The 19,443-nt window shown below is 70.8% G+C and carries 19 protein-coding genes and 1 pseudogene; 8 read left to right on the top strand and 12 right to left on the bottom strand.

The annotated features are described in order from the left end of the window. Positions 1–51 precede the first annotated feature (51 nt). Complete coding sequence (helR, locus tag ACZ4SA_RS05085) at positions 52–2,214, top strand: RNA polymerase recycling motor ATPase HelR (protein WP_468269969.1); 2,163 nt, start codon at positions 52–54, stop codon at positions 2,212–2,214. A gap of 108 nt (positions 2,215–2,322) precedes the next feature. On the opposite strand, the gene ACZ4SA_RS05090 is transcribed toward helR, so the two are convergent. After that, the gene (locus ACZ4SA_RS05090; protein ID WP_468269971.1) at positions 2,323–3,756 is read right to left on the bottom strand and encodes an amino acid permease; all 1,434 of its coding nucleotides are present in this window, start codon (positions 3,754–3,756) and stop codon (positions 2,323–2,325) included. Between the two features lie 369 nt (positions 3,757–4,125). Here ACZ4SA_RS05090 and ACZ4SA_RS05095 point away from each other — a divergent pair, with 369 nt between their 5' ends. After that, positions 4,126–4,614: a potassium channel family protein gene (locus tag ACZ4SA_RS05095; RefSeq protein ID WP_468269973.1), complete on the top strand. Its 489-nt coding sequence runs from the start codon at positions 4,126–4,128 to the stop codon at positions 4,612–4,614. A gap of 60 nt (positions 4,615–4,674) precedes the next feature. Here the strand turns inward: ACZ4SA_RS05095 and ACZ4SA_RS05100 are convergent, their stop codons facing one another. Both ACZ4SA_RS05100 and ACZ4SA_RS05105 read right to left on the bottom strand, forming a co-directional pair. Next, positions 4,675–5,028 (bottom strand): cupin domain-containing protein, encoded by a 354-nt coding sequence (locus ACZ4SA_RS05100; RefSeq protein WP_468269975.1) that lies wholly within the window; start codon positions 5,026–5,028, stop codon positions 4,675–4,677. Positions 5,029–5,175: 147 nt separating this feature from the next. Continuing rightward, positions 5,176–5,562: a DUF402 domain-containing protein gene (locus ACZ4SA_RS05105; RefSeq protein WP_468270323.1), complete on the bottom strand. Its 387-nt coding sequence runs from the start codon at positions 5,560–5,562 to the stop codon at positions 5,176–5,178. 465 nt (positions 5,563–6,027) lie between these two features. Between ACZ4SA_RS05105 and ACZ4SA_RS05110 the strand changes: the two genes are divergently transcribed. Continuing rightward, entirely contained in the window at positions 6,028–7,035 is a 1,008-nt protein-coding gene (locus tag ACZ4SA_RS05110; RefSeq protein WP_468269977.1) for a SchA/CurD-like domain-containing protein, read from the top strand. 43 nt (positions 7,036–7,078) lie between these two features. On the opposite strand, the gene tgmB is transcribed toward ACZ4SA_RS05110, so the two are convergent. The 4 genes from tgmB to ACZ4SA_RS05130 all read right to left on the bottom strand — a co-directional run bounded on the left by tgmB (position 7,079) and on the right by ACZ4SA_RS05130 (position 10,887). After that, a complete protein-coding gene (gene tgmB / locus ACZ4SA_RS05115) occupies positions 7,079–8,008 on the bottom strand; it encodes an ATP-grasp ribosomal peptide maturase (RefSeq protein ID WP_468269979.1) in 930 nt (309 codons plus the stop codon). A gap of 13 nt (positions 8,009–8,021) precedes the next feature. After that, a complete protein-coding gene (gene tgmA / locus ACZ4SA_RS05120; protein ID WP_468269981.1) occupies positions 8,022–8,213 on the bottom strand; it encodes a putative ATP-grasp-modified RiPP in 192 nt (63 codons plus the stop codon). 479 nt (positions 8,214–8,692) lie between these two features. Next, a complete protein-coding gene (locus tag ACZ4SA_RS05125; protein WP_468269983.1) occupies positions 8,693–10,291 on the bottom strand; it encodes a glycerol-3-phosphate dehydrogenase/oxidase in 1,599 nt (532 codons plus the stop codon). Further along, complete coding sequence (locus tag ACZ4SA_RS05130) at positions 10,288–10,887, bottom strand: TetR/AcrR family transcriptional regulator (protein WP_468269985.1); 600 nt, start codon at positions 10,885–10,887, stop codon at positions 10,288–10,290. The genes ACZ4SA_RS05125 and ACZ4SA_RS05130 overlap by 4 nt, the downstream gene beginning before the upstream one ends. A 73-nt stretch (positions 10,888–10,960) precedes the next feature. Between ACZ4SA_RS05130 and ACZ4SA_RS05135 the strand changes: the two genes are divergently transcribed. Further along, positions 10,961–12,556, top strand: a complete 1,596-nt coding sequence (locus tag ACZ4SA_RS05135) for an FAD-binding oxidoreductase (protein WP_468269987.1) — start codon at positions 10,961–10,963, stop codon at positions 12,554–12,556. A 28-nt stretch (positions 12,557–12,584) separates the two neighbouring features. After that, on the top strand, positions 12,585–13,466 hold the full coding sequence (locus ACZ4SA_RS05140; RefSeq protein WP_468269989.1) for a diacylglycerol/lipid kinase family protein: 882 nt from the start codon (positions 12,585–12,587) through the stop codon (positions 13,464–13,466). 326 nt (positions 13,467–13,792) lie between these two features. Here the strand turns inward: ACZ4SA_RS05140 and ACZ4SA_RS05145 are convergent, their stop codons facing one another. Then, positions 13,793–14,206 carry a helix-turn-helix transcriptional regulator gene (locus ACZ4SA_RS05145; protein WP_468270325.1) on the bottom strand — a complete coding sequence of 138 codons (414 nt, stop codon included), beginning with the start codon at positions 14,204–14,206 and terminating at the stop codon, positions 13,793–13,795. Positions 14,207–14,461: 255 nt separating this feature from the next. Between ACZ4SA_RS05145 and ACZ4SA_RS05150 the strand changes: the two genes are divergently transcribed. Beyond that, entirely contained in the window at positions 14,462–15,223 is a 762-nt protein-coding gene (locus ACZ4SA_RS05150) for a class E sortase (RefSeq protein ID WP_468269991.1), read from the top strand. A gap of 362 nt (positions 15,224–15,585) precedes the next feature. On the opposite strand, the gene ACZ4SA_RS05155 is transcribed toward ACZ4SA_RS05150, so the two are convergent. Continuing rightward, positions 15,586–16,029 carry a GNAT family N-acetyltransferase gene (locus ACZ4SA_RS05155; protein WP_468270327.1) on the bottom strand — a complete coding sequence of 148 codons (444 nt, stop codon included), beginning with the start codon at positions 16,027–16,029 and terminating at the stop codon, positions 15,586–15,588. Between the two features lie 542 nt (positions 16,030–16,571). Between ACZ4SA_RS05155 and ACZ4SA_RS05160 the strand changes: the two genes are divergently transcribed. Then, the gene (locus ACZ4SA_RS05160) at positions 16,572–17,102 is read left to right on the top strand and encodes a transglycosylase SLT domain-containing protein (RefSeq protein WP_468269993.1); all 531 of its coding nucleotides are present in this window, start codon (positions 16,572–16,574) and stop codon (positions 17,100–17,102) included. Positions 17,103–17,411: 309 nt separating this feature from the next. Continuing rightward, positions 17,412–17,528: pseudogene (locus ACZ4SA_RS05165) on the top strand (hypothetical protein); the annotation flags it as partial. On the opposite strand, the gene ACZ4SA_RS05170 reads toward ACZ4SA_RS05165, so the two are convergent. From ACZ4SA_RS05170 to ACZ4SA_RS05180, 3 genes are all read right to left on the bottom strand, one after another. Further along, a complete protein-coding gene (locus ACZ4SA_RS05170) occupies positions 17,499–17,636 on the bottom strand; it encodes a hypothetical protein (RefSeq protein ID WP_468270345.1) in 138 nt (45 codons plus the stop codon). The pseudogene ACZ4SA_RS05165 and the gene ACZ4SA_RS05170 overlap by 30 nt on opposite strands. Positions 17,637–17,649: 13 nt before the next feature. Then, complete coding sequence (locus ACZ4SA_RS05175) at positions 17,650–18,036, bottom strand: VOC family protein (protein WP_468269995.1); 387 nt, start codon at positions 18,034–18,036, stop codon at positions 17,650–17,652. Between the two features lie 83 nt (positions 18,037–18,119). Continuing rightward, on the bottom strand, positions 18,120–19,319 hold the full coding sequence (locus ACZ4SA_RS05180) for a hypothetical protein (RefSeq protein WP_468269997.1): 1,200 nt from the start codon (positions 19,317–19,319) through the stop codon (positions 18,120–18,122). Positions 19,320–19,443 lie beyond the last annotated feature (124 nt).

Raw genomic sequence — 19,443 nt, forward strand, 5'->3', positions numbered from 1 at the left:
TGGGCGCGCAGCCGGACTTCGCGGGAGCGACCTCGGTTCGGAGCTGGTGACATGAACCCCCTGACCATCAGCGCGTTCGACCTTCCCGGCCACCTCTCCCCCAAGGCCGCCCCCCTGCTGATCGCCGACGACGAGCAGCACTTCGCGGCCGTCGCGGAGAGCCTCGAGCAGACGATCGCCGACCTGTCCGACCGCCTGGATGCCGAACGCAGGGCGCCCGGCGGCGTCGGCAGGGAGGCGATGGAGCGGGACTTGGAGGTCCACCGGCTGGCCGGTCGGCTGCGTGCCTTGCGTCGCTTCGGTCTGGATCTGTGCCTCGGACGCATCGTCAGCGAGGACGACCCCGAGCCCGTGTACATCGGTCGCCTCGGTCTCACCGACAGCACGGGCCGCCGGCTGCTCATCGACTGGCGCTCCCCCGCGGCTGAGCCGTTCTTCGCGGCGACCCACGCCAACCCGATGGGTCTGGCGAGCCGCCGCAGGTATCGCTGGATCCGCGGCCGGATCAGCGACTACTGGGACGAGGTGTTCTCCGCCGACGGGCTCGAAGGGCACGCCGCGCTCGACGACCAGTCCGCCTTCATCGCCGGCCTGGGCAGCAACCGGTCCGCCCGGATGCGTGACGTGCTCGCCACCATCCAGGCCGACCAGGACGCCATCATCCGGGCGGGCTCCCGCGGCGCGCTCGTCGTCGACGGCGGTCCGGGCACAGGGAAGACCGTCGTCGCACTGCACCGCTCCGCCCACCTCCTCTACTCCGACCCGCGCCTCGGCCACCGCCGGGGCGGCGTACTGTTCGTCGGTCCGCACCAGCCGTACCTGGCCTACGTCGCCGACGTTCTCCCCAGCCTCGGCGAGGAGGGCGTCCAGACGTGCACCTTGCGGGACCTCGTCCCCGAGGGAGCCGCAGCGAAGGCCGAGGCAGACATGGATGTGGCCCTCCTGAAGTCGTCCGCGAACATGGTGAAGGCGATCGAGAAGGCCGTCAGGTTCTACGAGGAACCGCCCGCCCAGGGGATGACGGTCTCGACACCCTGGTCCGACATCCGGCTGAGCGCCGACGACTGGGCCGAGGCGTTCGAGGCTCCGGGGCCGAGCGCTCCGCACAACGAGGCACGGGACCTGATCTGGGAAGAGCTGGTCTCGATCCTGATGGACAAGCACAACGGCGACGTCCCGCGCGAGCAGTTCCGGAGGGCACTGCTGAACGACAAGGAGTTGGTCGGCACCCTCCATCGCGCGTGGCCGCTGCTGGAATCGGCAGACCTCGTCGGCGACCTGTGGTCCGTACCCGCCTATCTGCGGATGTGCGCTCCCTGGCTCAGCCGCGACGACGTCCGCACGCTGCAGCGCGAGGACGCCCAGGCCTGGACGGTGTCCGACCTGCCGCTCCTGGACGCGGCACGACAGCGGCTCGGCGACCCGGAGGCATCTCTGCGCAAGCGCCGGCACGAGGCCTCCGTCGCCGCCGAACGCGAGCGCATGGCCGGGGTCATCGACAACGTGCTCGCGGCCGACGACGACGGAGAAGGCGCGGTGACGATGCTGCACGGACAGGACCTGCGGGACAGCCTGATCGACGAGACCGCATTGCCCGGCACCGAGCCGGAACCTCTCGCCGGCCCCTTCGCGCACATCGTCGTGGACGAGGCACAGGAACTGACCGACGCAGAATGGCAGATGCTGCTGCTCCGCTGCCCCTCTCGGAGCTTCACCATTGTCGGGGACCGCGCCCAGGCCAGGCACGGGTTCACGGAGTCGTGGCAGGAACGGCTCGAACGGATCGGGCTCGACCGGATCGACGTGGCCTCCCTCAGCATCAACTACCGAACGCCGGAAGAGGTCATGACGGAAGCCGAGTTGGTCATCCGAGCCGTACTCCCGGACGCCAATGTGCCGACCTCGATCCGCAGCAGCGGCATCCCCGTCGTGCACGGATCTGTTGCGGAACTGGACTCGGTCCTCGACACCTGGCTCGCCTCGCACACCGACGGAACCGCATGCGTCATCGGTGTGGGTGACACCGACGAGAGCACGTTCCGGGCGACGTCCCGCGTCCGGTCGCTGACTCCGGAGCTGTCGAAGGGACTCGAGTTCGACCTGGTCGCCCTCATCGACCCGGAGGCGTTCGGCAACGGTACCGAGGGAGCGGTCGACCGCTATGTCGCGATGACACGGGCTACCCAGCGACTCGTCGTCCTCACGAGCTCCTGAGGCAGGCCAGGGTGCCGAACCGCCGCCAAGGAGGCCCGCGTTCGGTGACGTGCTCGTCCCTTCACCTCGAGGCCACCCCGTCAGGATGGGCGTGGGTCGCCGGTCACATCACGGCTGCTTCGGTGCGGCCCCGCTCTCGCCTCTGGCAAGGTTCGACTTCCGGTACGAGTAGCCGAAATAGATCACGAAACCGATCAGCAGCCACACCAGGAACCGGAGCCAGGTCTGCCAGGCCAGGAAGGTGATCAGCCAGAGCGAGAACACCACACCGATCGCCGGGACGAACGGCATGCCCGGGCAGCGGAAGCTCCGCGGCAGGTCCGGCTGCCGGCGACGGAGCACGATCACCGCGAGGCACACCACGACGAACGCGAGCAGAATGCCGATGTTGGTGAGCTCCGCCGCCTCACCGATCGGCAGGAACCCGGCGATCAGTGCCGACGCCACGCCGACGATCCATGTCACACGCACCGGCACGTGCCTCGTCGGGTGCGTCTTCGCGAACCAGTGCGGCAGCAGACCGTCGCGGCTCATCGAGAACCACACCCGGGTCACGCCCAGCATGAAGGTGAACATCACCGTGAGGATGCCGATGATCGCGCCCACCGCGATGAGGTTCGCGAGACCCGCCAGCCCCACCGACTCGAAGGCCGTCGAGAACCCGCTCTCCGGGTCGATCTCCGTGTAGTTCTGCATCCCCGTCAGCACCAGACAGGCCAGCACGTACAGCACCATCGAGATCGCCAGCGAGTAGATGATCGCCTTCGGCATGTGCCGCTGCGCGTCCTTGGACTCCTCGGCCGCCGTCGACATGGCGTCGTACCCGAACACGGCGAAGAACACGGTCGCCGCACCTGTGAACGCCCCGCCGACGCCGTACGGGAAGAACGGGTTGTAGTTGGACGTGTCGATGTGGAAGAAGCCGATGACGATCACCAGCAGGACGACCAGGACCTTCAGCACCACCACGACCGTCTCGAACCGGGCCGCGTTCTTGATGCCGAGGGTGAGCAGGTAGGCGGTGAACAGGCACAGGATCATCGCGAACAGATCCACCTCACGCCCCTCACCGGTGCCCGGCGCGCCCAGCATCCATGCCGGCAGGTCGACGCCCATCGCACCGAGGAGGAACCCGAAGTAGCCCGAGATTCCGATGGCGACCACGGCCACGATCGCCGTGTACTCCAGCAGCAGGTCCCAGCCGATGAACCAGCCCGCCAGCTCACCGAGCACGGCATAGCCGTAGGTGTACGCCGATCCGGCCTTCGGGATCATCCCCGCGAACTCGGCGTACGAGAAGGCCGCGGCCGCGCTCGCCACGCCCGCGATCAGGAACGAGATGAGCACCGCGGGCCCGGCAGTACCGTTCGCGACCGCCCCGGCGAGCGCGAAGATTCCGGCGCCGATGATGCCGCCGACACCGATGGCCGTCAGCTGCGTCAGGCCGAGTGTCCTGGTGAGCTGTTCGCTCGGGGCGCCTTCTTCGATCTGCTCGATGGGCTTGCGGCGCAGTACACCCTGTCCCATCCGGAGTCCTGCCATGGTCCACCTCTTCGCAGACTTCGGTCGGCCGATGGCGGCTCATGATGGCCCAGGTGAGGCGAGCGGTGGAATCCGACATGCGGAAACGCCGGCGTGAGCGAGTCCGGAGCTTTACAGGACCACCGTCATGGGCCAACGCCCGACGGAGCCGACCCGAGGGGGCGGGTCCGCTCCTCGTTGTCGAAGGTCGTGGGCCGCAGCCCGCGCCTCAACGAGGCCGGGTGGCCCCCACCAGGGGGCGCAGCTTTTGTCGCCACGGCGAGGGCCGGGGCCCGACTTCTCGGGCGTGTGTCGTACCGGCCGGCATACGCGACGCGGCGGTAGCCTCCCCACGGTGTCCCCACCCGTCGCGGCCCGGAGGGTCTGCCCATGCAGCAGCCGTTCCTCGCGCTCTTCCTCGGCCGCCTGCTGGGCAACCGGTGGTGGCGCGCCTTCCATGTGCGGGCGGCCCTGTGCGTGTCACTCGTGACGGCCGTCGTACTGCTGGCCGGATCGGCTCTGATGGTGTCGGCCGAGCAGAACGCGCCCAATGCCACCATCACCTCTTTCCCGCAGGCCGTCTGGTGGTCCGTCGAGACCGCGACGACGGTCGGGTACGGCGACCTCTACCCGGTGACCGCGTGGGGCCGGGTCATCGCCGCCGTGGTGATGCTGGCCGGAATCACGACCTTCGGCATGATCACCGCGGCCCTCGCCACCTGGTTCGTCGGCAGGGCGCAGCAGGACGCCCGGGCCCTGGGTGCGACGGCGCACCGGTACGCCGAGCAGGGTGAGGCCGCGATGCACGCGGAAGTACGGGCGCTGCACGAACGCTTCGACCGCGTGGAGCAGTTGCTGGTCGACCGCGACGCGCGCTGACGCGTCCGCCCCGCACACCCTTCAGCGCCCCGGCGGGGAAGAGGTCGATGAGAGCCGGTCTCAGCTCAGCGTGATGTGGTACGCCTTGCGCAACGTCTCATGCACCGTCCAGGTCGTCCGGTCCCCCGCGCGCAGTACGCAGGCGTCCCCCGGCCCGACGTCGAAGGTGGAGCCGCCCTCGACGGCGATCGTGGCGCGGCCGCTGACCACGACGAAGAGTTCGTCCGCCTCGGTGTCGGTGACCACCCCAGGGGTGATCTCCCAGATGCCTCGGATCTGCGTGCCGTCCGGGGACTCCCACAGCACCTTCCCCGACACGTCGGGGGTGCCCTCCACGATCTGCGCCGGATCGATCGGATCGGGCTCGAGGCCGGCGTCGGGGACGTGCACGGCGAAGCTGCTGAACTCGGTCATGAGCCGACGCTAGGGCATGACCGCGCCGACGGCCCATGGCCAGAGTGTCGCGTGCGCCGCACCCGTGAACGACGATGCGTCGACCTGTGCACCGCGGACCGGCCGGTCCCCATGGCGGAAGCCGTCCGCGGAGATCGGCGGGATCGGTCAGGCACCGCCACGCAGCGCCATGTCGTCCCCCAGAGGAACGAGCCCGGGCACCATGGCACGGGTCGGTGGTTGCCAGTCACGCCACTGTTCCCACCAGCAGTCCCCGCGCTCGATCAAGTCCACGGCTTCGGCCGCCGAGGCGCGCACGGCCTCCGCCTCACCCAGGTCGAAGCCGCCCGCGCGCACCCGCTCCTCGAAGTGGTCGACGTCCTTGGATACGTAGCCGGAGCCGTCGGCCGGGAGGACCAGGTCGAGTTCCGGGTCGAGGGTGTCGAAGCCGCGCTCCGTACGACGCATGGGCTTCCGGAAATTGATGTACCAGTCCTTGAGTTCGGCTGCCTGCCAACGCGCCCGGACCGCATACCCGTCCTGTGCGCGTTGCAGCTGGAGAACACCGGTGGACTGTCAGGAGTGGGCGAATTCAATCCATGGATGCAATCCCCATTTGAATTCACCGAGCCCGAAAGTAAGCGGGGTTCCCCGGGCCAGATACGCGGCGAGGGTGCAGCCGTCGTCGAAGACCACGCGCAGGGGATGGAGCAGCCATTCGCGACCGCCGAGCACCTCTCGCGTGACGATGACCTGACCTGCACAAAGCGGGGATTCATGCAGATCGTCCTACCTGCCGGCGCCCACTGGCCCGTCCGGCAGGGCCCGTTGTGCCGTACCGCGGGTGCTCGGCTTCCGTGCGCGGACGCTCCCTCAAATGGATCACTCCCCCTCGCATCATCGATATGGCCCGACGAGAATCGGGTGCACCCTCACTTTCTTCCGCAACGGGCCGAAAGGTGGCAGGTCAGCGTTTCCTGTGCCCAGCGGAACCATCGGAATGGATGAAGGCAGGAGCACATGACTATCGCAGTCTCTGATCGCGTGTCGATTTCGTCGTTCGACGGTGCCATGCTCAGGGTCGTACTTCTGATGGATCTGCACGAAGGCACCGAGCCACAGTTTCTCGCCGCGTACGATCAGCTGTGCGACCAGGTCGCGTCCGTACCGGGCCACATCAGCGACCAGTTGTGCCAGTCGATCGAGAATCCCTCGCAGTGGCTCATCACCAGTGAATGGCAGAGCGCTGTGCCCTTCCTGTCCTGGGTGAACAGCGACGAGCACCTCGAGATGGTCAAACCGCTGAGTGTCTGTGCACGCAGCACCCGGTCTTTCCGATACAGCGTCCTGCGGGAAACCGGAATGGCCCACGCCGCCCCTCGGCGACTGGGCAGGCTCCAGACGGCGCCGCGCGTGAGTGACGGTCTGGTCCGGCACGCGCTCACCTTCACCGTGAAGCCGGGCAGCGAGCAGGCCGTCGCGGACATCCTGGCGGCCTACGCGTCACCGCAGGCACGCGCGGACGCCCACACCCGACTGCACCGCACTTCGCTCTTCATGCACGGCAACCGTGTCGTACGCACCATCGAGGTCCAGGGCGACCTCATGACGGCCCTGCACCACGTCGCGCGGCAGCCGGAGGTACGGGCCGTCGAGGAGGCCATCAACCCGTATCTGGAGGTCGAGCGGGATCTCGACGACCCGGAGTCCGCCCGCATGTTCTTCATGCGCGCCGCACTGCCGACCGTGCACCACGTCATGGCCGACCGGCCGGATGAGCCGGGCGTCCGGCGGCTGGCGATGATCCACCAGGTAGAGCCGGGGCAGGGAATGGGGGCGGCCCGCGCCCTGGCCGAGGCCGACGAGGCAGAGGCCGCCCGTCCGGACAGTCTCGTGGCCGGCAGCACCATTTTCCAGCGGGACAACATCGTCGTCCGGCTGCTCGACGTGCGCGGCGAGCTCGAGGCACCCGTCAGCGGGAAGGTCATGCGTCTCATCACGGACCGGCACGCCACTGCCGAAGCCTGACGGGTCTCCTCGGCCCGAAGGACGGTCCTGGCGGCGGCCCTCTTCACACCGCATCCGCGGCCAGCCAGGTTGCGACCGCCCGGGCGATCGGGAGGCCGGTCTCCAGCTCCACGAAACCGAACTGGCCGCCCTGGTTGCACTCCAGGAACCACCACGTCCCCGTGGAATCCTCTGCGAAGTCGAAGGCGCCGTAAGCGAGTTCGGCGTGCTTCTTGTAGGTCTCGACGGCGCGCGCGATCTGCGGGGGCGTCTCCACGGGCTGCCACTCGTGGCCGGTGTCCCCGTAACGGCCGTCGACCTGCCCCGGTTCCGCCGCTTTGCGTGCCGCGAAGTGCTGGTCGCCGACGCTGGTCAGCCGGATGTCGGCGCGCTTGGCTATGTAGCGCTGCAGCAGCGTGGGCGCGGCGGCGACACCGGAGAAGTCCGCGTCAGGGGGGACGAGCGTGGTCGGCAGCGCCATCGGCGGGTTGCCCGGCGACTTGCCGGACACCGACTTCACGACGACATGCCGGTACTGCTCCGCGAACTGACGCGCCATCGTCGGATGGGTGGTGACAAGGGTGGCGGGCACCGCGAAACCGCTGAGGTGCGCGATGCGCAACTGCCAGGGCTTGCGGCGCGCCTTGGCAGCCGCGCTGGGGTGGTTCATCCATCGCGCACCCGTGCTGTCGAGCATTCCGTACAGGGCGTGGGAGCTCTCGACGGTCAGCCAGTCGGACGGTTCCGCGGCGTGTGCCGCAGGCTCCCCCGGCCTGCGGATCCATACGGAGCGCAGGCCCTCCATGCTCGCCACACGGCCGCCGCTCGACAGATACCCGCGGAACTCCCCCCTTACGTACTCCGCCGACATGGCCCCGCCGCTGGGGAGTTCAGCAGGGTCGAACCGCACCAGCGGGACGCCTTGTTCGTGCAGCTCCGCCACCACCATGTCGGCGGTGACATCGCCTTCGCATGTGAGTACCAGCACCGTCACTTCGCACAGCCGGTCAGTCGTCGAAGTGGGTGGCGGAGCCGGCCTTCGACGTCGTCGTGCCGGCCGCCGCGAGCAGTGCTCTGTCCATGATGGCGGGACGGCCGTCGGCCAGAACGTTCAGCTGCAGCGCGGCGTCATACGCGTAGGGGGCGATGTCGACCGCCGCATCGGCAGGGCGAGCGTAGTTCCACGCGAACGGTTTCATGTCTGGTTCCTCCCCTGCCCGTGCGAGCCTGCCCGGGCTTCTCATGTGACAGTACGTGGCTACGACGTAGTGGTTTCAGTACGTACCGTGACCATGTGAGTGCTGTTGTCCCAACGGCGAAGACGGCCGGACAACAGCTCCGCGACGCTACTGTCCGCTGCCTTCCGGCGCCGTCAAGACAGACGCACCATCAGCCCCACAGGTTTCAGGCTATGGCCCTAACGTGACCCAGGCGACACATCAAACCGCAAGATTACGGGACATCACGGCGAACAGGTGGGCCGGGTGCGCGCGTCGACGGGGAACGAGGTCATCTGCGCCGGGTGGCTCCAGGGGCCGGCACCGGTATCGGGGAGGTGACCGTGTGCAACAACGCCCTCGCCCGGAGCAGTTGGCGCTCAGAGGGCGAGGGCGTTCAGGGCCGAGCGTGGCGCGGGGCCGGGGGAGCCGCGCCCGCAGGACGCGCCGGAGGTGCGGCGTCAGACGGTGCAGCGGTCCAGCGCCTCGCGGGCCGCGGAGTGGGCCTCCCGGCGGTCCTCGTCGACGAGGCCGATGCGCGTGCGGCGGTCCAGGACGTCCGACTCGTCGAGGGCGCCCTCGTGCCGTACCGCCCACACCAGTTCGGCCCCGGTGACGGGGTGACCTTCGACGACCGGCCGGGCCAGGGCGGGATCGGCGAGGCCGAGGGCGTGGACGGCCGGGGCCTCCGCCCCGTAGCGGCGGACCAGGCGCCGGGGCGCGTCCAGCCGCGCGAGCGTACCGGCGGAGGCGGCGCCGACCAGGGGCACGGCGGCCGTACGGCAGGGGCCGGCGGTCAGGCGGCCGGACACGAGGGCCGCGTCGACGGCGTCCTCGGCCATCCGCCGGTACGTGGTGAGCTTGCCGCCGACGACGGTGACCACCCCTTCCGGCGAGGTGAGCACCGCGTGCCTGCGGGAGATGTCGGCCGTACGTCCCTGGCCGGCGGCGGCGTCCGGACCCGCCGCTCGCGTGTCCAGGAGGGGCCGGAGCCCGGCGAAGGCGCCCACCACGTCCTGGCGGCCCAGGGCCACGTCGAGGGCGGAGCCGAGGACGTCGAGGAGGAAGCCGATGTCCGTCTCCGGCACCTCGGGCACATCGGGGACCTCGCCCTCGACCGGCTCGTCGGTGAGTCCCACGTACACCCGGCCGTCGCCCTGCGGAAGGACGAGGACGAACCGGTTGGCCTCCCCGGGGATGGGGATGTGCATGCCGGCGGTGAGGCTGCCCAAATCCTGTGAGCGCAGGACGAGATGGGTTCCGCGGGAGGGTCGCAGGCGGATGTCGTCGACCAGCCCGCCCGCCCACACCCCGGCGGCGTTGATGACGGTGCGGGCCCGGATGTCCAGCTCGTCCCCCGTCACCTCGTCGCGGACCCGGGCGCCGGTGCCGCTCAGGGCGAGCGCGCGGGTACGGGTGAGGATGCGGGCCCCGTGGGCCGCGGCGGTCCGTGCGACAGCGGTCACCAGGCGGGCGTCGTCAGTGAGTTGGCCGTCCCAGGAGAGCAGCCCGCCGCGCAGTCCGGTCGGCCGCAGCACAGGGGCCATGTGCCGGGTCTCCACGGCGGAGAGCGTGCGGGGCGCGGGCAGCGCGGTGCGCGAGGTGCGGGCACAGGCGCGCAGCACGTCCCCGGCCCGGAAGCCCGCCCAGGCCAGTGCGGCCTGCCCGCGGGAGACCAGGGGGGTGAGCGGGAGGACGAAGGGCTGGGCCCGCACCAGATGGGGGGCGGTGCGCTGCATGAGGATGCCCCGTTCGACGGCGCTCTCGTGCGCGACGTCCAGGTGGCCGGTCGCGAGGTAGCGCAGTCCGCCGTGGATGAGCTTGGAGCTCCACCGGGAGGTGCCGAAGGCCAGGTCGTGTGCGTCGATCGCGGCGACGGCAAGTCCGCGCGAGACGGCGTCGAGCGCGGCGCCCGCGCCGGTGGCCCCGAGGCCCACGACAAGGACGTCGACCTCGGTTCCGTCGGCGAGTTCGGCGAGCTCCCGGCTGCGGCGTGCCGCGTTCAGCGAGGAGGCGGCGGGGGTGGCGGAAGTGGCGGCGGGCCGGTCCGGGCTGCTCATGGTGCGAGGGTCCTCTCCAGGATGATCCGCAGTTCGTCGAGGAAGGCGGCTTCGGTGAGTTCGGGGTCGGCCTCGTCGGTCATCGTGCGCAGCGAGAGCGTGAAGGACTGCACGACGAGCAGCAGCGAGCGGGCCTGGCGGTCGGTGGGGATGCGCCGGACGGACCCGTCGGCGTGGCCTTCCTCGAGGCCGCCGGTGATGAGTCCCAGCAGCGCGTCCTGGCTGGCTCCCCGGCGGTCGAGGACGTAGGGCAGCAGCAGTTCGGGGTCCACGTCGATGATCTTGTGGAAGAGCGGGTGGGCCCGGAAGGCGGCGACTCCTGCGACGAGTCCGTCGACGAGCCGCGTCCGGGCGGGGGTGCCGGGATCGTGGCCGGGCATGGCGCCGACGGCGAGGGCGATCCACTCCCGCGTCATCAGGTCGCCGACCAGGGTGCGCACGTCGGGCCAGCGGCGGTACAGCGTCATGCGGGAGACCCCGGCGCGCCGGGCGATGTCGGTGAGGGTCGTCCTGCGCACGCCGACGGCCAGGACGCAGTCGCGTGCGGCGTCGAGGACGGTGTCTCCGTCCGAATGGTTGTGACGAATGGGCGTCATCTGTCACAGTGTAATGCCAGTGCAGGCCGCGCGGCAGTGCGCCCCGCGAACCGACGGTGAGGAAACAGCCCAAGTGGACATGTTGTGGAGCGGCTGGGGCGACCCGGCCAAGGCGGCCCCGCTGCCGGACACGGTGATCGGCCTGCTGCGCGATCTGCTCGGTGTGACGCCGCGCGCAGGCGCACCGGCCTCGCTCGACGCGATCGACGTCCCCGCGTCCGAGCTGACCGACGCGGTCCGCGGGGCGCTCGCCGGGTGCGTGGGCGACGCGGCGCATGTACGCACCGACGCGGAGAGCCGTATCCGCCACACCCGCGGCAAGTCGACGCCCGACCTGCTGCGCATCCGGGCCGGTGAGGTCGACGACGTCCCCGCGGCCGTCGTGCTGCCGGGCAGCCACGACGAGGTGGTGGCCGTGCTGCGCGTCTGCGCGGCACACGGGCTCGCCGCCGTCCCCTTCGGCGGCGGCACGTCCGTCGTCGGCGGTCTGGCGCCCGAGGGCAAGCGCTGCTTCATCGCCCTCGACCTGCGCCGGCTGGACGCACTGCTCGCCCTCGACGAGGTCTCCCGGACGGCGACCCTGCAGCCCGGTCTGCGTGCGCCCGAGTGCGAGCGGCTGCTCGGCGAGCGGGGATTCACCCTGGGGCACTTCCCGCAGTCGTACGAATGGGCCTCGGTCGGAGGTTTCGCGGCGGCCCGCTCCAGCGGCCAGGCATCGGCCGGATACGGCCGCTTCGACGAGATGGTGCTCGGCCTCACCGTCGCCACGCCCGAAGGGACCCTCGAACTCGGCCGTGCGCCACGCTCTGCGGCAGGCCCCGACCTGCGGCAGCTGATCCTCGGCTCGGAGGGCGCTCTCGGCGTGATCACGTCCGTGACCGTGCGGATCAGGCCGCAGCCGGCGTCCAGGGTCTACGAGGGCTGGCGCTTCCCGTCCTTCGAAACCGGGGCCGCCGCCCTGCGCAAGCTCGCCCAGGACGGCCCGCGGCCGACCGTGCTGCGTCTGTCGGACGAGACCGAGACCTTCATCGGCCTGGCGCAGCCCGACCGGATCGGCAGTTCGCAGGCGCAGCCGCCCGCCGGCTGCATGGCGATCGCCGGTTACGAGGGCACAGAAGAGGACACCGCCGACCGCCGGGCTCGTGCCCGGGAGGTGCTGCTCGCCTGCGGCGGTGAGTACGCCGGCGAAGAGCCCGGCGACCGCTGGGCACACGGTCGCTACAACGCGCCGTATCTGCGCGACTCGCTGCTCGACGCCGGCGCGTTCGCCGAGACGCTTGAGACGGCCGGCTTCTGGTCCGCCCTGCCGGGCCTCTACGAAGCCGTGCGGCAGGCGCTCACGACCACCCTGACCGAAGCCGGCACGCCGCCCCTGGTGATGTGCCACATCTCCCACGTGTACGAGAACGGCGCGTCGCTGTACTTCACGGTGGTCTCGGCCCAGGGCGACGACCCGGTCGCCCACTGGGCACCCGCCAAGCGAGCGGCCAACGACGCGATCCTGGCCTCGGGCGGCACCATCAGCCACCACCACGGCGTCGGCACGGACCACCGTGACTGGTACGCCGAGGAGATCGGCCCCGTCGGGGTCCGTATCCTGCAGGCTCTCAAGGCCGAGCTCGACCCTGCCGGGGTCCTCAACCCCGGCGTCCTCATCCCCGTCCGCTGACCGGCCCCAGCCTTCCGGAGGCGCATTCATGCGACAGTTCACCGCCGTCGTCAACCCTGCCGCGGGCGGGTCGAGCGGCACGGCGGCCCTGCTTCCGCTGGCCCGCCTCCTGAGGGAGGCCGGGGCGCGGCTCGACACGCAGTACAGCCGCAGCCTGGAACACGCGCGGGAGGTGGCCCGGCAGGCGGGCGGGCAGGGCCATGTCGTGCTTGCCGTCGGCGGCGACGGTATGGCCGGCTGCGTGGGCGGGGCGCTCAGCGGCACCGACGCCGTCTTCGGCCTGGTCCCCGCCGGGCGGGGCAACGACTTCGCCCGCGCGCTCGGCCTGCCGTCCCAGCCCGAAGCCCTCGCCGAGCTGCTGCTGAACGGCTCGCCGCGGCCGGTCGACACCATCGAGGTCACCTCCGCCGTCCATGACGCCACGTCCGTGCTCGGCAGCGTGTACGCGGGCGTGGACGCGGTGGCCAACCGGCACGCCAACACCTCCCGGCTGCTGCGGGGGGCCGCCTCGTACTACGCGGGCGGCCTGCGGGCCGTGGTGGCGTGGCGGCCCGCCGCATACCGCATCACGGTCGACGGGGCGGAGCACGAACGGCGCGGCTACACGGTCGTGGCGGCCAACTCCGGCTTCTACGGATTCGGCCGCAACATCGCGCCGGGCGCGCGGGTCGACGACGGGCTGCTGGACGTCGTCGTCATACGGCACGCCCCCAAGCGGCTGTTCTTCACGATGATGAACGAGCTGAAGACGGGCGCTCACCTCGAACGGCCCGAGGTGGAGATCCTGCGCGGCAAGGAGGTACGCATCGAGGCGGACCGTCCCGTCCCCTATGGCGCGGACGGCGAGGTCGACGCGTCGCTCCCGGTGACGGCGAGGGTCCGACCCGGTGCGCTCAACGTGATCTGCTGACAGGTCGGGCCGCTCCGCTCCCCCTGATCCGACCGTTGCCGACGATTCGTCGCCATTTCACGCCTCACCATGCGTTGTGCGCCGGCACCGGGGCACCCGCCGTACCGGCCGACCCGACGGACGGTCGGTACGGCGAGTGAACCGGAGGTGAGGGTGGCCGTGGCGTGGTGGCGGCACGCTGCGTGGGAAATGTCGGCGGCCGGGGCGTCCGTACGAAGGGCGCTGACGGAGTCGGGGCCCGAACGCGACCTGGCTGTCCAGTCGCTCAAGGCCGCCGGAGCCGCAGTCCTCGTTCTCTTGCTCTGCCACCGTAGGCAGCGGCTGACTCAGCGTGCTTCTTCACAATTGCGGGGCGCCGCGGAACTCACGTCCTGCCCGGCAGTGGGACGCGCAGGCGAGAAGCCGCCGGCCCAGAGCATCGCGTAGCACCCGGGGATGAGCGCGGCGCCGCGGCCGACATGCTTGGCGCGGTACTCGCTCGGCGAGAGACCGGTCTGCTTCTTGAAGCGGGCGGAGAAGGTGCCCAGGCTGCTGAATCCGACGAGCGTGCAGATCTCTGTGACGGACAGATTGACGGTGCGCAGCATCTCCTCGGCCCGCTCGACCCTGCGGCGCGAGAGGTACTGGCCAGGTGTCTGCCCGTACACCGCCTTGAACGCCCGCACGAAGTGGTAGCGGGAGTATCCGGCGTGGGCGGCGATCGCCTCGAGGTCGAGCGGCTCGGCCCAGTCGCGGTCCATCGCGTCCTTGGCCAGGCGCAGCTGCCGGAGGTGGGCAAGATTCGTCACGTTCCCATGCTGGCACGGGGTACTGACAGCGGTGCGGACGGCGATCGCGCTGCGGTGAGGGAGCGGACGGGCATTGACCAGGATAGGAACATCTGCTCGGATTATGCTGCTTTCGTCGCATCTTTGATCGCATCCCGGTCCTGGCCGGCTCGACCGCGACCGCGACCGCGACCGAAGAAGCGTTCCGCCTACCGAACCCGGCTGCTCATGATCCCTTCCCGTGTGGTTCTCCCCGCTCTCGCGGGCGTCCTCAGCGCCGTCCTCGCCGGCGGCTGCACCGGCGCCCCCGCCGAGGGGTCCGCCACCGTTCCCGCCGCATCGCCCGCCTCCGCGCCGGCGCCGCCGCGACCGACGGACCCGGCCACCGCCACGACGCAGACCGCAGCCGGCGCATCCGGGCCCGGCACCGCCGCGGCCTCCGAGCCCGCCGCGGCCGCGGCACCCAGGGCAGACCCCCGGACCGAGACCGCTGTGCTGTCCATACCGTCGATCGGTCTCACCGACCTGCGTGTCGTCCCGTACGAGGGCACGACCGACGACTGGCCGGGCACGCGGATCCAGAACCGCGGCGTGGCCGCCAGCCCGTACGGTGACCGAGGCGGTGTCGGGCCGGGTGAGATCGGCAACTACCTGGTCACCGCCCACCGTCTGTCGGCCGGAGGGCCGCTGCGCGACCTGCCCTCCGTCGGCAAGGGCGACTCCGTGTTCGTCGCTGCGGGCGGTTCCGTGTACGAGTACGTGATCACGGAGACACGGCAGACGTCCTTCCGCTCCGAGCGCTCGCTCGCGGAGCAGCGGGCGCCGGTGCCCGGCCGTCCCGGCGAGCGGCCCACGAAGGCGATGATCACGATCTCGACCTGCGCGACGCCGGAGGACGACGCGGCCGGCAACTTCTGGCGGGACGCCAAGGGCAACCCCGAGCACCGCATCGACAAGATCGGCGTACTGCGGGACGTGTCCGACCGGTAGGCGCCCGAGCGGCACATACCCGCGCAGGCGCACATGCGCCGACGCCACCGGCGATCGCCGCCGCCTCGGGCCCACCCGGCCGATTCTTCTGCCGCGACCGGCCGGGAGCAGCCTGAGTACCCCATCCCGGTGGATGAAGCAGGGCCGAATTCGGTCCAAATGGTGCCGGGTGCAACGCAGTTGACGCGGATGCCGTCGGCGGCGACCTCCTTGGACACGGTCGCCATGCTCGACGGCCTGCCCGCGCGGCAGGGCTGTAGCGGCGTGCCCGAGAAGCGTCCCTGACGCAGGGGAGGGAAGCCTACGGCGGGGCGGCGGGACCGATGGGGTCCCGCCGCCCACCTGCTGCCTTCGGAAAGACGTCACGTTCCGAGGGCTGCCGCTCCCGGTCGTCGCACCATGTAGACGTCGATCGGGTCCTGAGTCTCCACGGTGAACCCGTGGCGCTCGTACAGCCGCCGGGCGGCGCTGCCCTGCAGGACGTTCAGGTGGACGGACAGGCCCTCGGTAGCGGCCCTGTCCAGCAGTGTGCGCAGAACGGCCGAGCCGAGCCCTCGGCCCTGGACACCTGGGGCGAGATAGAAGTGCTCCAGCCACTGCCCGCCCTCGGCCGGACGCAATGTGACGCAGCCCGCGAAGGAGCCACCGACCACGATGACCGACGTGCACTGCGGGGAGAAGGAATCCCGCAGCCGCTGCCGGACCCGGTGCTCGTCGAACCGCCCCAGCCGCTCCAGGTCCGGGCGCATCACCACGGCTCGTAGCTCCGCGATCGCCTCGACATCCGCCGGCTGCGCGGGGCGCATGGCCCATTCCATGGGGCGGTCCGGCTTCAAGCCCGGCACCATCCGGTCCGCCGCATGTATCTCGCCTGCCTTCGTATGCGCATCCACGGCCGGATTGTGTCAGTGGGCCGCCGTGACGACGTGCGGGGCATGCCTCTGCGGCTGGGGCCTGCGGATGCGATGCGGGCACAGGCACGCAGCGTGAGATTCGCCGACGGTGAGTCGTGCGGGCACCCCCGAAAAGCGTCCTGGCTGTGATGCCCAGCATAGGAGCCACGTCACGTCCTACGGAAGGTAGTAGCCCCAGGGCCCTCCATCCGGCACCGGACGCGCCGGGCCAGTTGATTTCGGACATTTACTCCGTAGTCGGGTAGTACGTCACATCCTTGCGCTGCCCTCGAGGCGCCCCTAACCATGGCAGTCGTTCCGGGGAGCCCGGTGCCGAGCCGGACAGCAGAACATGTCCGCTCGACCGCTCCGGCCGCCAGGCGGAGGTCTCCCGCCTACGCCGCACCGCATCCGGTCGGCATCCCCACGTCGTCTTCAGATGGAGTTACTCCCGTATGACCGCCACCACCCAGAACACCAGCCGCATCGCCCGATTCCGCAGGCTTTCCGTCGCAGGCATGGCCACCGCGGGTGCCGCAGCAGCGGCCCTCATGCTGGCCCCTTCGGCCGCTCAGGCAGCACCGGTGTCGGCGAGCGTCTCGGCGGCTCAGGTGTCGGCGGCGGACGCTCCGGCGGCGAAGAAGGCCAAGGGGAAGAAGCAGTACGCCGACAACCTCGACGGCTGGATCAAGGAAGCCCTGGACATCATGAAGGCCAAGGACATTCCCGGCAGCTACGAGGGCCTGCACCGCAACATCATGCGTGAGTCCTCCGGCAACCCGAACGCCCAGAACAACTGGGACGTGAACGCGCAGAACGGCACGCCGTCGAAGGGCCTGCTCCAGGTCATCCAGCCGACGTTCGAGGCCTACCACGTCGCCGGCACCCCGCATGACCTGACCGACCCGGTCGCCAACATCACCGCGGCCGCCAACTACGCGGCCGACAAGTACGGCTCCATCGACAACGTCGACTCCGCCTACTGATTCTCCTCCCCGGCCCGAGGAGCGCCCCCGCTCGGCCGCGCACACCCCCCGCTCGGTCCGCCCCGGGCCGCGCAGGCCCCCACCCGACCCCGGTCGCGGTTTCCCGCGCCCGGGGTCGGGTGCGTTCACGGGCCCGGCCAGGCGGCCACGGTCGGCGGCGCGCCGGGAACGGGGCAGGCAGGTGCCCACGCGCCGCCGGCTCCGTACGCCGATGCCCGCGACGCCCTGGACGCAACGAAGGCACTGTGTGGAAACGCTGTGGAGGTCCACCTGGGCGGCAACTGCTCGACGTTCACCGCCGATGTCGGCGTGGACGTCGAAACGGGCCGGCGCGGCAGTGTCGTTTTCGAGGGGTACGCCGACACGAGGCGCGTTCATGTGACCGACGTGCTCAGGTCAGGAGGTGCGGCCGTCCACGTGCAGGCGTCCGTCGCCGGAGCGCAGCGGCTCCGTCTGCGGGTGGCGGACGGCGGCGACGGCAAGCGCACGACCACGCCGACTGGGCGGCGGCCCGCCTTCGGTGTCGGGCAGCATGAGCGCGACCGGGCTACTCGGCGACGTCCTGCGGGTACCAGCGCAGCTCGACGGTGTTGCCGTCGGGGTCCTGCACGTAGATCGACTGGGCGTCACCGCGGGCGCCGTAACGGTCGACCGGCCCCTCCAGCACGGTGAACGTCCCCGAGTCGATGACCTGCTGCCAGTCCAGCGGGTCGACGACCAGGCAGATGTGGTCGACGTTGGACTCGCCGCGGGGCCGGCTGACGAAGTCGATGATCGTGGTGGGCGTGATCCGCACGGATGGGAACGGCGCCTTGCCCGCCCGCCATTCGTCGACGCGAACGGGCTCCAGGCCGAGCAGTCCGCAGTAGAACTCCAGAGCGCGCTCCACGTCCTGGACATTGAGCACCAAGTGGTCGAAGTCCTTCACTCGCATGGTTCGGTCCTCCCCTGGTTCACATCCGATCCGGGCAAGATCATCACTGACCGGAGCCGCCACCCGCAAGGCCTGGTTCGCCTTTACGGCGTCGAAGGCGCCGTCCCGGTGCGATCGTCGTGGAGCTGTTCCAGGCGACGCTGAAGCAGCTGCAGCGCGCCGCGCTGGCGGCCCGGTACGCGCCGCCGCAACGCGACCAGCCCGGGGGCGAGTTGACGGGCTCGCGCCCCGTCGCGGATCTGCTCCCACTGGTGGTGGGCGCGGTCCACGGCCCCCTCGACCTCCGGATCGTCCACGGTCTGCTGTCGTCCGAGACGGACGTCGGCGGCGGTCATCCACAACTCGCAGCTGCGCGCCGGTTCCTGGGCGAGGCGCGCGAGATCCGCCCGTACTTCCAGCCAGTGCAGGGCCTGCGGCGACCCAGGACCATGGGCGCGCAGCGCCTCGTTCTCGCGGGCCGCGGCGGCGGCCGCGGCCTCGGCGTGGCGTCCCGCCGCCGCGGCGGCCAGTATCGCCGGGTGCGGGTCAGTCCCGTCGGGCGGCGGTGCGGCGGGCGACGGTCCGGGGCCGGACACGTCGGCACGCGCGTACTCGTGTGCGGTGACGGTTCCCGGGCCTGCAGCGAAAACCAGTGCACCGTCGGCGCCTGCCTGCATGACGGCTTGTTCATGCAGCTGTGGTAGCGGCGGCCGCGCACCGCTGCGCCAGATCGCGGCGATCGCCTTCAGATAGAGGGGGGCCACGACGGTACGGCGACCGGTGGCGGGCGCGATCCTCCCGTACACCCTGCTTCCGGGACCGAGGTCCGTGTGGCCGCCGGTCACCTGCCGCCAGGCTTCCGTGTCCGCGACGAGGTCGAGGACCACCGTGGTGGTGCCCGGCCGCCTGGCCTTGATCTCACCGGCCAGCCAGTGCCAGGGCAGGGCGGTGTAGCGCAGCGTCGATTGCGCCGTACGGCCGAGGGCGAGGTGCAGCAGCCGCTGCTTGCGGTCCACGTGCAACTGCCCTGCGAGATACACGTGCAGCGGTCCCGGTGCGGCGGCCGCGGCGCGGATGCGGGTGAGGACGGTCTGGGGGTCGAGCGGGTCCGCGAGCTCGATCACCGTGGCCGCGGTGGCGCCTGCCGTGCCGGCGAGGACGTCCGCCGGTACGGCCGCGAGGGCGGGCAGCGCGGACGCGGCGTCGATGAGACGTCCTTTGCCCGTGGGAGCGGCTGCCAGGAGCAGCGCGGTCCCGGGTGCCGTGTTCTCCCGGTTCCCCCGGTTCTCCGCTGTGATCACCACATCAGCACGGTACCCGGTCCCGCGCGCCGGACAGGACCGACTGCGTTCAACGCCTGCGTGCGGGACGAGGACTTGACGTGATCGGCCCGGGACGGGTGGTCGACTCCCGGACGACGAGCCGGTA

It is taken from the genome of Streptomyces sp. NPDC027962 (assembly GCF_055566095.1).

Excerpts from the sequence above, each read along its gene's own strand:
- ACZ4SA_RS05175 (WP_468269995.1), bottom strand. The coding sequence starts at position 18,036 with ATGCGAGTGAAGGACTTCGACCACTTGGTGCTCAATGTCCAGGACGTG.
- tgmA (WP_468269981.1), bottom strand. The coding sequence starts at position 8,213 with ATGAAACCGTTCGCGTGGAACTACGCTCGCCCTGCCGATGCGGCGGTC.
- ACZ4SA_RS05170 (WP_468270345.1), bottom strand. The coding sequence starts at position 17,636 with ATGCTGCCCGACACCGAAGGCGGGCCGCCGCCCAGTCGGCGTGGTCGT.
- ACZ4SA_RS05130 (WP_468269985.1), bottom strand. The coding sequence starts at position 10,887 with ATGACGCCCATTCGTCACAACCATTCGGACGGAGACACCGTCCTCGAC.
- ACZ4SA_RS05145 (WP_468270325.1), bottom strand. The coding sequence starts at position 14,206 with ATGGACCGCGACTGGGCCGAGCCGCTCGACCTCGAGGCGATCGCCGCC.
- ACZ4SA_RS05125 (WP_468269983.1), bottom strand. The coding sequence starts at position 10,291 with ATGAGCAGCCCGGACCGGCCCGCCGCCACTTCCGCCACCCCCGCCGCC.
- ACZ4SA_RS05095 (WP_468269973.1), top strand. The coding sequence starts at position 4,126 with ATGCAGCAGCCGTTCCTCGCGCTCTTCCTCGGCCGCCTGCTGGGCAAC.
- ACZ4SA_RS05090 (WP_468269971.1), bottom strand. The coding sequence starts at position 3,756 with ATGGCAGGACTCCGGATGGGACAGGGTGTACTGCGCCGCAAGCCCATC.
- ACZ4SA_RS05140 (WP_468269989.1), top strand. The coding sequence starts at position 12,585 with ATGCGACAGTTCACCGCCGTCGTCAACCCTGCCGCGGGCGGGTCGAGC.
- ACZ4SA_RS05150 (WP_468269991.1), top strand. The coding sequence starts at position 14,462 with ATGATCCCTTCCCGTGTGGTTCTCCCCGCTCTCGCGGGCGTCCTCAGC.
- ACZ4SA_RS05160 (WP_468269993.1), top strand. The coding sequence starts at position 16,572 with ATGACCGCCACCACCCAGAACACCAGCCGCATCGCCCGATTCCGCAGG.
- helR (WP_468269969.1), top strand. The coding sequence starts at position 52 with ATGAACCCCCTGACCATCAGCGCGTTCGACCTTCCCGGCCACCTCTCC.
- ACZ4SA_RS05100 (WP_468269975.1), bottom strand. The coding sequence starts at position 5,028 with ATGACCGAGTTCAGCAGCTTCGCCGTGCACGTCCCCGACGCCGGCCTC.
- ACZ4SA_RS05155 (WP_468270327.1), bottom strand. The coding sequence starts at position 16,029 with ATGCGCCCCGCGCAGCCGGCGGATGTCGAGGCGATCGCGGAGCTACGA.
- ACZ4SA_RS05110 (WP_468269977.1), top strand. The coding sequence starts at position 6,028 with ATGACTATCGCAGTCTCTGATCGCGTGTCGATTTCGTCGTTCGACGGT.